The organism is Streptomyces sp. NPDC002754 (genome assembly GCF_053592315.1).
Genome location: NZ_JBSFVM010000001.1, coordinates 551,894 through 564,919, shown reverse-complemented (window position 1 = coordinate 564,919; position 13,026 = coordinate 551,894). Strand labels below are relative to the sequence as shown.

Annotated in this window: 11 protein-coding genes; 5 read left to right on the top strand and 6 right to left on the bottom strand. The window is 69.4% G+C overall.

Annotated features, from left to right (window positions below; all coding sequences use genetic code 11):
• Position 1: 1 nt before the first annotated feature.
• From ACWD2L_RS02775 to ACWD2L_RS02760, 4 genes are all read right to left on the bottom strand, one after another.
• Positions 2-1,195, bottom strand: coding sequence for an FAD-dependent oxidoreductase (locus ACWD2L_RS02775; RefSeq protein WP_351331335.1), 1,194 nt, complete (start codon positions 1,193-1,195; stop codon positions 2-4).
• A 164-nt stretch (positions 1,196-1,359) separates the two neighbouring features.
• Entirely contained in the window at positions 1,360-2,340 is a 981-nt protein-coding gene (locus tag ACWD2L_RS02770) for a TAXI family TRAP transporter solute-binding subunit (protein WP_351331334.1), read from the bottom strand.
• 180 nt (positions 2,341-2,520) lie between these two features.
• On the bottom strand, positions 2,521-3,927 hold the full coding sequence (locus tag ACWD2L_RS02765; protein ID WP_351331333.1) for a sensor histidine kinase: 1,407 nt from the start codon (positions 3,925-3,927) through the stop codon (positions 2,521-2,523).
• A gap of 10 nt (positions 3,928-3,937) precedes the next feature.
• Positions 3,938-4,606 (bottom strand): response regulator transcription factor, encoded by a 669-nt coding sequence (locus tag ACWD2L_RS02760; RefSeq protein ID WP_351331332.1) that lies wholly within the window; start codon positions 4,604-4,606, stop codon positions 3,938-3,940.
• 222 nt (positions 4,607-4,828) lie between these two features.
• Here ACWD2L_RS02760 and ACWD2L_RS02755 point away from each other — a divergent pair, with 222 nt between their 5' ends.
• The 5 genes from ACWD2L_RS02755 to ACWD2L_RS02735 all read left to right on the top strand — a co-directional run bounded on the left by ACWD2L_RS02755 (position 4,829) and on the right by ACWD2L_RS02735 (position 10,021).
• Positions 4,829-5,854 carry an amidohydrolase family protein gene (locus ACWD2L_RS02755; protein WP_351331358.1) on the top strand — a complete coding sequence of 342 codons (1,026 nt, stop codon included), beginning with the start codon at positions 4,829-4,831 and terminating at the stop codon, positions 5,852-5,854.
• 53 nt (positions 5,855-5,907) lie between these two features.
• A complete protein-coding gene (locus tag ACWD2L_RS02750) occupies positions 5,908-6,828 on the top strand; it encodes an amidohydrolase family protein (RefSeq protein WP_351331331.1) in 921 nt (306 codons plus the stop codon).
• Between the two features lie 44 nt (positions 6,829-6,872).
• A complete protein-coding gene (locus ACWD2L_RS02745; RefSeq protein ID WP_351331330.1) occupies positions 6,873-8,270 on the top strand; it encodes an MFS transporter in 1,398 nt (465 codons plus the stop codon).
• Between the two features lie 103 nt (positions 8,271-8,373).
• On the top strand, positions 8,374-9,072 hold the full coding sequence (locus ACWD2L_RS02740) for an alpha/beta fold hydrolase (RefSeq protein WP_351331329.1): 699 nt from the start codon (positions 8,374-8,376) through the stop codon (positions 9,070-9,072).
• Positions 9,073-9,322: 250 nt separating this feature from the next.
• The gene (locus ACWD2L_RS02735; RefSeq protein ID WP_351331328.1) at positions 9,323-10,021 is read left to right on the top strand and encodes a GntR family transcriptional regulator; all 699 of its coding nucleotides are present in this window, start codon (positions 9,323-9,325) and stop codon (positions 10,019-10,021) included.
• A gap of 64 nt (positions 10,022-10,085) precedes the next feature.
• On the opposite strand, the gene ACWD2L_RS02730 is transcribed toward ACWD2L_RS02735, so the two are convergent.
• Positions 10,086-11,249, bottom strand: a complete 1,164-nt coding sequence (locus tag ACWD2L_RS02730) for an ABC transporter ATP-binding protein (protein WP_351331327.1) — start codon at positions 11,247-11,249, stop codon at positions 10,086-10,088.
• Complete coding sequence (locus ACWD2L_RS02725; protein WP_351331326.1) at positions 11,246-13,024, bottom strand: ABC transporter permease; 1,779 nt, start codon at positions 13,022-13,024, stop codon at positions 11,246-11,248. The genes ACWD2L_RS02730 and ACWD2L_RS02725 overlap by 4 nt, the downstream gene beginning before the upstream one ends.
• Between the last annotated feature and the right edge of the window lie 2 nt (positions 13,025-13,026).

Genomic DNA, 13,026 nt, shown 5'->3' with positions numbered 1-13,026 from the left:
GTCACCGCTGCCCGACGCGCTGCTGGCCCGTCTGCCGGGAGTTGGCCACGATCGAGAAGGCGTAGTCCGTCATGCGGTTCTCGTACGCGCGGACCGCTTCCGTCGGCGGCTCGCCCGTGCCGGCCGCTTCGGACAGAGCACGAGTGAGTTCACTGGCGTCACGGATGGCGGTGTTGGCACCCATCGCCAGGACGGGGCTCATCGCGTGGATCGCGTCCCCGATCAGCGTGACCGGGCCTGACTCCCAGACGGGCTCGGTGGCGGCGGTGGAGATCCGCAGCGGGAACAGGGAGTCGGCGTCCCACAGTTCCAGCAGCCGGTGGACGTCCTCGTGCCAGTCGCTGCCCAGCACTTCAAGGGCGACGGCGCGCAGGCTCGCCGGGGCGAGTTCGCGCAGTTCCGCGAAGGACGGCATCGCCGAGTGATCGACGGGGCCGCCGACCATGCAGGCGACGTAGTCGCCGACCGGGGAGAGTGCCGCAGGCGGGACATGGGCCAGTCCGGCCTGTTCGGGCCGGCTGCCGAGCTCCACCGGGCCCAGGCCAAGGTGCGGGTGGCCCGGGCCGCCGGTGACCACGGTGAAAATGCTGTCGAAGACCCAGCTCGGGACGCCCGCGCGGCCTCTTCCTTCGAGCGGGATCTTGCCGTAGATCAGCCGCAGGCCGGCATCCTCGACCCCGGCGTCGGGCAACAGCGTTCGGCGCACTGCCGAGTTGACACCGTCCGCTCCGACCAGAAGGTCGGCGCCCACCGTACGGCCGTCGGCGAAGCGTGCCGTGACCGTTCCTGATGTCTCGTGCCGGTAACCGGTCAAACGCGCCCCGTAGTGCACGTGGTCACGCAGACCGGAGAGCATGATCTGGCGCAGGGTCGGGCGGTTGAACGCACGCGGGCCCTGCGCGGGCCGCGCGCCGGAAGCGTCGTGTGCCGCCTTGTCCGCGAGGACGTCCAAGCGACGGGTGCGGACCGACACCCGCGCCGGCGGTGCGGCCGCGGTTGCCAGGCAGAGCTGGAACAGCGGTGCGGGCAGGCAGCGTTGCAGCCCGGTCAGGCCGGGCTCGTCGAGTTGGATGCGGTATCCCTGCGGGCGGGCGCCCGGGTGGTCATCGCGTTCGTAGACGGCGACATCCATGCCTTGCGAGCGCAGGCCGTGGGCGAGCGCGAGGCCGCCAAGGCCGGCGCCAATAATGATCACACGATACGGGTCTGGCACAGTTCTCTGCCTTCGTTCAAGAGGACGAAGGAAGCACTGGCGTTCCTCGAATAGGAACCAACACCGCACGGGGCGCCGCTCAGAAACACCATTCATGAGCGAGTTTTTTGCGCATCCATCTAGCGTTTTTCACCTTAACACTCCGCTCAGCCGTGCAGTGCCCGGTAGGCCTCCGCGGCCCCTGGGTGCAGTGGGATGCTGCCCGTTCCGATCAGTGAGCGGACGTCGAGGAACTGCGTGCCCACCGCGTTGTCGGGGGCGAGGGATGTGGCGCGGCGGACGAGGAGGCGGGTGAGGGTGGCCGCCGTCTCGTCGTCGAGGTCCGGGCGGCACACCAGGAGGTTGGAGACGCCGATGGTGGCCACGCCGGCCGCGTTGCGGTAGGCGCCCTGGGGCAGTGTCACCTGCTCCAGGCCCGCGCCGGCCCGTTGGTCCCGGTTGCCGAGCCGGGGCAGGAGTTCGGCCAGCGGGAGGAAGCGCAGGCCGGTGCGTTCGTCGAGGTTCTGGAGGGTGGGCAGGGGGACGCCGCCCGCGACGAGCAGGCCCTCGACGGCGCCGGTGCGTGTCGCCTCCGCCGCGTCGTTTAGCGGCAGATGACGCACCGGCACATCCGCGCCGGCCGCGAGCCCTGCGGCGTGCAGGAGGCGTGCGCCGAACACCGCCGCTCCCGAGCCCTCCGCGCCGAGGGAAACGGTATGACCGGCCAGATCGGCGACCGTGCGCACGGTCGAGTCCGCGCGTACGGCGAACTGGAGGTACGTCTCGTAGACCCGGCCGATGGCGCGCAGCGGCACGGGGCGCGGAAAGAGGCCGGTGCCCGCGGCGTCCCGTGCGGTGGCGGTGAGGACGAGGGCGAGGTCGGCCTTGCGGTCGCGCAGCAGCTCGATGTTGTCGATGCTGCCCGCGGTCGTCCTGACCTGGCCGCGCAACCCGGGGTGCACCGCGGTGAGTTCGGCGGCAAGCAGGCGCCCGAAGGCCTCGTAGAACGCGGTGGGTTCGCCGGTTGCCAGCCGCAGCACGCCGCTGGGCTCGCCGCGCGGGCGTGTGGCATCGCTCGCGACGGCGCCGCCGAGGGCCACGGCGGCCGCGGCACCCAGAGCGGAGCGCAGCGCGGTGCGGCGGTTCACGAGACGCCTCCGCGACGCGGCCGGACGGAGCCCACGAAGGCCACCATGGCCACAGCGCCAAGGGCGGAGCGCGACGCGTTGCGGCTGTTCACGAGACACCTCCGCGACCGGGTCGAGCGGCGCCGACGAAGGTCGCCATGGCCACAGCGGCGAAGGCGAAGTGCAGCGCGGTGCGGCGGTTCACGAGACGCCTCCGTCCTCGGTGTCGGCGCGTGGGAGCACGGCGCGGGTTCGGAGTCCGTGCGGGGTCGCTGCATCCAGTTCCAGGTGGCCGCCGCGTCCGGTGAGGATCTGCTGGGCGATGGCGAGGCCGAGGCCGGTTCCTGTCGTCCCGCTCTGCCGACCCGCGCGCCAGAACCGTTCCGTGGCGCGGGTGATCTCGTCCGTGGCCAGGCCGGGGCCGTCGTCCGTGACCGTGAGGACCGCCCAGGGGCCCTCGGCCGCGCACTCCAGCGTGATCCGCGCGTTCGCGCCCGCGTATTTGATGGCGTTGTCGAGGAGGATGTCGCTGATCTGGACGAGTTCGTGTTCGGTGCAGGCCGCCGCGACGGGGGCGGCGGGCCGTGTGGTCAGGTGCACGCCCGCGCGGCGGGCGACCGGCTCCCAGCGGCGGTACTGCTCGGCCGTGACGGTGGCCGCGTCGCAGTGGGCGTGCGGGTCGTCGGTCATGGCCAGTTCACCGGCCCGGTGTTCGGCGGTGGCGAGGGCCAGCATGTCGTCGAGCAGGGTTTCCAGGCGGTCCAGTTCGGTCGTGACGCCCGTGTACGTGCGCTCCGCCCTGTCGGGGAGGTGGGTGTGCAGGGCGTCGACGCGCAGGCGGAGCGCCGCCATGGGGTTGCGCATCTGGTGGGAGGTGTCGGCGACGAGTTGGCGCTGTTGTTCCAGGGCGACGGTGACCGTCGCGGCCATGCGGTTGAACCCGGTGGCGAGTTGCCGCAGTTCGGGCGGGCCGGTGGCGCGGGTGTGTTCCGGGGGCAGCCCCGCGGCGAGCTGGCCGACGGCCCGGTCGAGGCGGCGCAGCGGGCGCACCACCCAGCCGGTGACCGCGCGGGCGAGCATCGCGCACGCCACGGCGACGAGACCCGCCGCGGCGAGGACGGCGGTCCAGCGCCACATGATGTCCCGGGCCGCGGTGTCCACGGAGGCCCGCAGGACGACGGCGCCGGAGACCTGGGTCCCGGTGCCCGCCGGTTCGGCGAACATCCGGTGTCCGCCCGACCAGGGCAGGAGCGAGGCCGTGGGGTGGGTGGTCTGGTTGCGCAGGGCCGCGTCGATCAGGCCGTCGACCGTGTCGTCGGCGGCGTGCATGCCGCCGGTCTCCACCACGGGTTCGCGGCGGGCGTCGGTGACCACGATGGCCTCCCCGTACAGAGCGGTGTAGCGCCGGGCCTCGGCGATGACCGCGGAGGTGTCTCCGCTGGTCGCGGCCCGGTCCATCAGTGAGGCGAACCGGTCGAGGTCGGAGCTGCGGGCGAGGACGAGTTCCTGGGTGCGGTCGGAGGCGGTGTACGCCAGGAGCGGGATCGCGAACGCGGCCACCGTGAGGACGACGAAGGCGAGCAACGCCGCCTGGACCCGGTTGCGCACGTGTGTCCCCTCAGCTCCGCGTGTCGCCGAGGCGGTAGCCGAAGCCCCGGATCGTCGTGAGCAGCTCGGGACGGTCGAGCTTGGCACGGAGCTGGGTGACGTGGACGTCGAGGGAGCGCGAGGTGCCGTGGCTCGCGTTGCCCCACACCTCGTCCATGATCTGCTCGCGGCCGACGGCTCGGCCTGCTCGCGCGGCGAGCACGGCGAGGATGTCGAACTCCTTGGCGGTCAGCTCGATCGCGGTGCCGTCGGCCATGACATGCCGGGCATCGAGGTCGATCTCGACATCCGCGACGCGCACGATAGGTGCGGCCGGGTCGCGCTTGGCCGCGGTCCGCCGGGTGACGGCCTCGATGCGGGCGAGCAGCTCTGCCAGGCGTACCGGCTTGACCAGGTAGTCGTCGGCGCCGAGCCGCAGCCCCCGGACCACCGAGCGCTCATCGCCCCGGGCGGTGAGCACCACCACCGACATGTCACTCACGGCCCGCAGGGAGCGCAGCACGTCGAGGCCGTCGATGTCGGGCAGGCCCAGGTCGAGCAGGAGCAGATCGGCGCTGCGGTGGTAGGTGAGCACATCACGACCGTGGGTGACCCTGCGGGTGACGTGCTCGTGGTCGTACAGCACCTCCATCAGCGCCGCGGCTACGCCGTCGTCGTCCTCGGCGAGCAGAATCTGCACGTCGTCCGCCTCCTGTCAGCGGTGTCCGTGTGCCGACCGCCGCTGCCGAATGTAGTCCACGTGCCTTGGTGTTCTTCAAGCACAGGCTGGTCACGCGGGCGGTCGGGGGCCGGAATGTTAAGGGACGGTTAGGTCCGTGTGCGGGTCTCTCGTGGTGTCTCGCGCCGTGGATGAGGGTGCCCGGGTTGAGGACGACACATGTCCGACCCCGAAAGGCACCACATGATCATCGATTGCCACGGTCACTACACGACGGCGCCCGCGGCGCTCCAGGACTGGCGCACACGGCAGATCGCCGCGCTCGACGCGGGCACCGCCGCACCCGCCCGCGCCGACCTGCGGATCAGCGACGACGAGCTGCGCGAGAGCATCGAGCCGAACCAGCTGCGGCTGATGGACGAGCGCGGCATCGACCTGACGGTCTTCTCGCCGCGCGCCTCGTTCATGGCCCATCACGTCGGTGACTTCGAGACGTCGTCGGCCTGGGCGTCGATCTGCAACGAACTCTGCTACCGGGTCAGCCAGTTGTACCCGGAGCGCTTCGCCCCCGCCGCCATGCTCCCCCAGTCCCCCGGAGTCGACCCGGCCACCTGCGTCCCCGAACTCACCCGCTGCGTCGAGGAGTTCGGCGCGGTCGCCCTGAACCTCAACCCCGATCCGTCCGGCGGCCACTGGACCGCACCGCCGCTCACCGACCGCTCCTGGTACCCCGTGTACGAGAAGATGGTCGAGTACGACATCCCGGCGATGGTCCACGTCAGTACGAGTGTCAACCCGGCCTTCCACACCACCGGCGCGCACTACCTCAACGCCGACACCACGGCGTTCATGCAGCTGGTGCAGGGTGACCTGTTCGCCGACTTCCCCGCCCTGCGCCTGATCATCCCGCACGGTGGCGGGGCGGTGCCGTACCACTGGGGCCGCTTCCGCGGTCTGGCGATGGCGCTCGGCAAGCCGCCGCTGGAGGAGCACGTCCTCGGCAATGTCTTCTTCGACACCTGCGTGTACCACCAGCCGGGCTCCGACCTGCTCTTCGATGTCATGCCGGCCAAGAACATCCTGTTCGCCTCGGAGATGATCGGCGCCGTCCGCGACATCGATCCGTGCACGGGACACCACTTCGACGACACACGTCGCTACGCCGAGGCGGCCACGCTGCCCGCCGACGACCTCGCGGCGATCCAGGAGCACAACGCCCGCAGCGTGTACCCCCGCCTGGACGCGCTCCTCAAGCGCCAGGGCCGCTGAGTCACCGCCACCCCGGACACACCACGTAACACCCTCGTACGGAGAGCAGAGCTGTGCACACCCTTTCCCCCAAGACCCCCGGATGGCTCGACTGGTACCAGGGCCCGTCCCGGCCGACGCTCCGGCTGCCCGCCGGGACCGTCGACACCCACTGCCATGTCTTCGGCCCGCAGGCCGAGTTCCCCTTCGCGCCCGAGCGCAAGTACACGCCCTGCGACGGCGGCAAGGACGAACTCTTCGCGCTGCGGGACCACTTGGGCGTCTCCCGCAATGTGATCGTGCAGGCCACCTGCCACGGCGCCGACAACTCCGCCATGGTCGACGCCGTCCGCGCCTCCGACGGCCGGGCGCGCGGCATCGCCACCGTGCGGCCCGACATCACCGAGTCCGAGCTGCGCGAGCTCGACGCGGCGGGCGTGCGCGGTGTGCGCTTCAACTTCGTGCGCCGCCTGGTCGACACCTCGCCCAAGGACGCCCTGCGCGCGATCGCGGACAAGATCGCCCCGCTCGGCTGGCACATCGTCCTGTACTTCGAGAGTGCGGATCTTCCCGAACTGGAGGAGTTCTTCGGCTCGTTGCCCACGCCGCTGGTCATCGACCACATGGGCCGGCCGGATGTCACCAAGCCCGTGGACGGCCCCGAGTTCACGCGATTCCTGCGCTTCGTCGACACCCACGACGTGTGGGTGAAGGTGTCCTGCCCCGAGCGCCTCACCGTCACCGGCCCGCCCGCCCTCGACGGCGAGCGGCACGCGTACGACGACGTCGTCCCCTTCGGCCGCCGTGTCGTCGAGGAGTTCCCCGACCGCGTGCTGTGGGGCACCGACTGGCCGCACCCCAACCTCACCGACCACATGCCCGACGACGGACTCCTGGTCGACTACGTGTCTCGGGTGGCGGTCACCGACGCGCGGCGGCACCAGCTCCTCGTAGCCAATCCGATGCGGCTGTACTGGCCCGGCGAGGACGTCTGAGCACCGCCCACCCTCCATCCCCCTCACCTGACAAAGGCGTCACCATGCAACCCTCCAACGCTCTGAACAGGCTGGACAGGCTCCCGGTCGCCCGGTTCCACAAACTCACCCTGCTGGCCGTCTCGTTCGCGTACTTCTTCGAGTTCGCGGACATCAACAGCTTCGCCACCACCGCCCCGAAACTGATCGACGTGTGGGGTGTCAGCGTCAATCAGGTCGCGTACGTGACCTCACTGTCGTTCGTCGGCATGTTCATCGGCTCGATCGTCGCCGGGGCCGTCGCCGACCGCTGGGGGCGCAAGCGGACACTGTTGTGGACGACGTTCTTCTTCGCCTTCTTCTCCTTCGCCTCGGTGTTCGCCTGGGACCTGCTGTCGCTCGGTGTGTTCCGTGTGCTCACCTCGGCCGGTCTGTCGGCGATGACCGTGGTGGCCGTCGTCTACGTCAACGAGATGTATCCGGCGGCCGTGCGCGGCAAGTACCAGGCGTACGCCATCGTCATCGGCATCTGCGGCACCCCGGTCACCAACCTCATCGCCAGCGCCGTCGTCCCGCTCAGCGACTGGTCGTGGCGTCTCGTGTACCTGTGGGGTTCGCTGGGCATCCTGCTCGTCCTGTTCACCCGGCACCTCAAGGAGTCGCCGCGCTGGCTGGAGAGCCGGGGCGACCATGCCGCCGCCGACCAGGTGCTGCGCGAGATCGAGTCACATGTCGCCGCGGAGAAGGGCCCGCTGCCCGAGCCGGCGCCGCCGGTCGCCGAAGTCCCCACGACCAGGGCCCCGTTGAAGCTGCTCCTGCAGAAGAAGTACCTGTACCCGACGCTGCTGCTCACGGTCCTGTGGGTGACCCAGACCATCGGCTTCTTCGGCTACTCGAGCTGGGCCCCGACCCTGCTGGCCAAGGAGGGCTTCAGCATCGAGAGCTCCGTCTTCTACGTGGCTCTCACCACGGTGGGCGCCCCGCTCGGCTCGTATCTGGCGTCCATGGTCACCGACCGGTTCGAGCGCAAGTGGTCGCTGACGGTGTTCGGCGCCGTCATCGCGGTGTGCGGCCTGCTCTACGGGCTCACGTTCAGCCCCGTGTTCATCGTGGTGTTCGGCTTCCTGGTGAACTTCTTCGAGCGCGGCTACACGGCCCTGGCCTACGCCTACTCCCCCGAACTCTTCGACACCCGCGGCCGCTCCCTCGGCACCAGCGTCTCCTACGGCCTCGGCCGCCTGTCGAACGCGGCGGGCCCGCTGATCGTGGCGGCGCTCTACACCAGCCACGGCTACCAGAGCGTCTTCTACTTCATCGCCGGTACGTGGATGGTCGGCGCCGTCGTCCTGGCGATCTTCGGCCCGCGTACGCGCCGGGCCCGCCTGCTCGAGGCCGAGCGGCAGCCGAGTGCCGTCGAGTCCGACGGGCCGCCGGGTGGACACGTCTCGGGTAGTCGTGCGTAGCGCTTCTGCGCACTTTTGACCCTGGCCCGCCCGATGTCCTACGGCTTCACTGGAGGGCATCGGGCAGGCGAGGGGCCTGCCCCTCGCCCGCAGGGGGTAATCCGTGGCAAACATCAGGAACGTCGTGCTGGTGCACGGTGGGTTTGTGGACGGATCGGGCTGGCAGGGTGTCCATCAGCAACTCACCGGCGACGGCTACCGGGTGGCCGTCGTGCAGAATCCGACCCTGTCGCTGGCCGGCGACGTGGCCGCCACCCACCGGGTCCTCGATTCCCTCGACGGACCGGCCGTCCTGGTCGGCCACTCCTACGGTGGCGCCGTCATCACCGAGGCCGGGAACCATCCGAACGTCGCCGCGCTCGTCTACGTCACCGCGTTCGCCCCGGACAAGGGCGAGTCGGTCAACACCCTGATCGACGACCCTCCGCCCGGCGCTCCGGTGCCACCGATCCTGCCGCCCAGGGACGGGTTCCTGTTCCTGGACCGGGACAAGTTCGCCGCGTCGTTCGCCGCCGACCTGCCCGAGGCGCAGGCCGCGTTCCTGGCCGACTCCCAGGTGCCGTGGGGCCTCGACGCACTCGGTGGCGCGGTCTCCGAACCGGCCTGGCGCAGCAAGCCCTCCTGGTACCTGGTCGCCACCGACGATCGCATGATCCCGCCGCCCGCTCAGCGCGCCATGGCGGAACGCACCGGTGCCACGGTCTCGGAAACTCCGGGCAGCCACGCGGTCTACGTCTCGCGTCCCACCATTGTGTCCGCCGTCATCACCCAGGCCGCCGAAGGCCGCGACGGCGACGGGTAGCGCACCCAGGAGGCGAGGGCGAGGGGCGCGGCCTGATTGTGCAACAATAATCCGGACTTGAGCTTGGAGGGCGTGGCCTGCGGGGAGGGGAACGGGGAAGGCTTGTGGCTCGTATCCAGTCGAGCGTTCGACCGACCACTCAGTGCTGTAGTACAACTTCCGTTGGGGCGCGCAGCCGGCCACAAAACCGAAGCGTTCCGTCGGAGACAACGCGTACGCCTGGGAGCAGGCCACACTGGAGGACAACACCATGGCACCAGCTGCGGGTACGGACCCGAGCAACGAAGGCGGTCCGGATTCGGGTGCCAGCAGGACGCTGCAGGCGTACAACGACCTGCGTGCGCTGCTCCTGTCCGGCCACTACGCGCCGGACTCCAGGCTCACCGAGTCGGACCTCACCACGCGTCTCGGCGTCTCACGCGGAACGCTGCGTTCGGTGCTCGCGCGGCTCGCGCAGGAGGGGTACGTCACCGCCGAGGCGCACCGCAGCGCGCGCACCCGCTCGTTCTCCGTGGAGGAGGCGCTCGAGATCCTGGAGACCCGTGAGGTGCTGGAGTCCGCGTTGGCGGCGAGTGCCGCCGAGCGTGCCACCGACGCCGACATCGCCGCCATGACCGAGACCTGCAAGCAGATGTGGGAGCACCAGGTGCCGGGCGGGCGCGAGGAGTACTGGAAGCTCAACCGCCAGTTCCACGAGCAGATCCGGCAGGCGGCGCGGCAGGCCACGCTCGCCCGGTTCGTCGACAGTCTGCTCTACCCGCTCGTCATGCAGCAGTACCGCGACGCGGATCGCAAGCACCCGCGCACCGACTCGGTGAGGGAGCACGAGGCGATTCTCGCCACCGTCGTCACCCGCAATCCGGAGGGTGCCGCGGCGGCCATGCGGCACCACCTCTCGGCCGCTCGGCATGCCCTGCAGCTGCAGATCGCGACGTCGACCGCCCGCTGACCGCACCGGCCGGGCAGCGGGCGGAGGATCGATGCCCGGTGCCCTGGTGCCCCGGCACTCGGCCTCAACTGGCCAGATAGCTCGTCGTAGCCGGATCGAACCGCACCACCACGTCGTCGCCGGGCCGGCAGCCGAGACCGGCCCTGGCGGAGACCCTGAGCGATACGTCGTCCGTACGGATGACGAGTTCGAGCCGGTCCCCGAGGAACTCCGAGGACTCCACGGCGGCGAGGAACTCGTCGTCCGCGAGTGTCTGCGGCTCTCCCCGAGTGGTGGTGCGTACCTGGATGTCCTCAGGGCGCACACACACGAAGCCGCCGCTGCCGGTGCGACGGTCGCCTTCGCCGGACTGGCGGAGGCACAGCACCGGGCCGACCTCGGTCTTGGCGATCACACCGCCGTCGGCACGCGACGAGACGTCCTGCACGGGCAGCAGGTTCGCGCTGCCGATGAAGTCGGCGACGAAGGACGAACGGGGATGGTCGTAGAGCCGTTCCGGCCGGTCGATCTGCTCGACGTGCCCGCCGTTCATCACGACGACGGTGTCGGAGAGCGCCAGGGCCTCGCCCTGGTCATGGGTGACGTACAACGCGGTGACCCCGAACTGCTCCTGGAAGGAGCGGAGTTCCTGGCGGAGCTTGGAGCGCAGCTTCGCGTCGAGGTTCGACAGCGGCTCGTCGAGGAGGAGTACCTCGGGGTCACAGAGCAGGGCGCGGGCGAAGGCGAGACGCTGCTGCTGGCCACCGCTCAGCTGGGTCGCCCACCGGTCCGCCATGGGGGCGAGGCCCACCTGTTCGAGCATGTCCATGGCCCGCTGGCGGATGTCCTGGCCCCGGCGGCGGTTGCGTCCGTGTCGCATCGGGAAGGCCGCGTTGTCGAGGACGGTCATGTGCGGCCAGATGCCGTAGGACTGGGGCACCATCGCGATCGGCCGGTCCTCGGGGCGGACGTTGCGCTTCTGCGACTCGTCGAAGACGACCTGCCCGCCCATCTCGATGCGGCCGCCGGTGGCCTGCTCGAGTCCCGCGACGCACCGGAGTGTCGTGGTCTTTCCGCAGCCACTCGGCCCGAGCAGGGTGACGAACTTGCCCTTCGGCACGTCGAAGGAGACACCGTCAACCGCATAGGTGGTCTCGCCGCCGGACGCCCGGTCGTAGGACTTGCGCAGTTCCGTGATGATGATCGAGTTCACGGGGTCGTTGTTCATCTTTTCCACCATCTCTGTCATGCCTCCTTCGCGGTGCTGTGCCTGTTGACCAGCCACACCGCAGCGGTCGAGATCACCACGAGCACCACGGCCAGGGCGCTCGCCGTCGGGTTGTCGACGCTGGAGGTGAAGGTGTCCCACAGGACGATCACCAGGGTGCGGTTGCCCGAACTGGTCAACAGCAGGGCGATCGGCAGCTCTCCCAGCGCGTGGGCGAAGACCCACAGCCAGCACTTCCACAGAGTGGGTCGCAGGAGAGGGAGCAGCACCGTCCGCGTCACGGTGAAGGGGCTCGCGCCGGTGACGCGGGCGGCTTCGATGAGCCCGTCGTCCAACTGCACCAGTGCCGTTTGCACCATGCGCGATCCCCGCGGAAGGAATCGTGTCACCAGCGCCACGACAATGATCCATACGGTGCCGTAGATCGGTATGGGAACGAACAGATAGAGGAACAGGACGGCGGCGCCGAGGACGACGCTGGGAATCCCGAATACCGCGAACTGCGTTTCGAACAGGAGCGTACTGCCCGGGAATTGGCGTCGCGATGCCGCGACGGCGATCCATACCGACATCGCCGTGGTCACCGTCGCGGTGACCAGCACCACCTCTGCCGTATTCAGCAGAATGTGTCCGATATCAGGAATGTCGAGCAGGCTGCTGTAGTTCGCGAACGTCATCGACTCGAACCCGGACCAGCTCATGGGGCGGGTGTACGGCGAGAAACTCGTCCACAGCAGGGCCAGAATGGGCAGCACGATGCCGATGAACATGTAGACGCAGACGACGATGAACATCGGAATCCGCCAGCGGCCGAGGCTGGTTCGGGTCTGCCGGTATCCCTTGCCGACCACGACCCGGAAGCGGTTCGTGTCGCGAACGCGCCGCCGGTACACGAAGAGCAGCACGAGGGACACGGCGAGGATGAGAACGCCGTACGTACAGGCCTGACCATAGTTGGGAATTCCACCCGGCGGTTGCAGCGAGTACTGGATGAGGCTGCTGAAAACGAAGATTTTGTCCGGCAGTCCGAGGAGCGCGGGAATGGCGAAGCCCTCCAGGGCCACCACGATGAGCAGGATCCCGGATGCCGACACGGCGGGCGTGACGAGCGGCAGCACGATGAGGCGCAGCCGGCGCCACAGCGGCGCTCCCACCGCGGCCGCTGCCTCCTCCAGTTCGGGGTTGAGGCGCGCGAGGGCGGGGGCGATCATCAGATACATACTGGGCACGCCGAAGATGCCCATCACCAGAATCATTCCCGGTATGGAATAGATGTCGATCTGTACGCCGATGAGCTTGTGGATGATGATGGCCAGCGGGCCATTGGCCGGGTTGGCCACCAATGCCCACGCGATCGCCATCACCGTGACCGGAACCGCCATCGGCGCCAGCGCCAGCGGGCTCAGGAAGCGGCGCCCCGGTATGTCGGTCCGCTCGAAGAGATAGGCGAGCGCGATGCTGATCACCATGGCGATGATGAGCGAACCGACGACGTAGATGACGGTGTTGAGCGTCACCGACCCCAGCCGGCTGGACTCGAAGACGTCTGCGAAATTCTCGAACGAGAAGCCGGGAACCTGGAAGGGGAGATCGGTGGTGGACGGCTTCAGGCTGCTGTAGATCAGGATCGCGAGGGGGAAGAGGACGAGATATCCCACCAGGACGACCATGGCCAGGTTCAGCACCATCCCCGCCGCCGACGACACCTTCGAAGCTCGTGATTCGGGACGGACCTCGTGGCCCGTCGGAGCTTCCGCAAGCGGTGTATCGGGTACTTCTTCGGTTTTCAGGGCCATCG

Bases quoted from the DNA above. Each gene is read 5' to 3' on its own strand.
- ACWD2L_RS02755 (WP_351331358.1), top strand. From the start codon at position 4,829: ATGATCATCGATTGCCACGGTCACTACACGACGGCGCCCGCGGCGCTC.
- ACWD2L_RS02745 (WP_351331330.1), top strand. From the start codon at position 6,873: ATGCAACCCTCCAACGCTCTGAACAGGCTGGACAGGCTCCCGGTCGCC.
- ACWD2L_RS02735 (WP_351331328.1), top strand. From the start codon at position 9,323: ATGGCACCAGCTGCGGGTACGGACCCGAGCAACGAAGGCGGTCCGGAT.
- ACWD2L_RS02730 (WP_351331327.1), bottom strand. From the start codon at position 11,249: ATGACAGAGATGGTGGAAAAGATGAACAACGACCCCGTGAACTCGATC.
- ACWD2L_RS02725 (WP_351331326.1), bottom strand. From the start codon at position 13,024: ATGGCCCTGAAAACCGAAGAAGTACCCGATACACCGCTTGCGGAAGCT.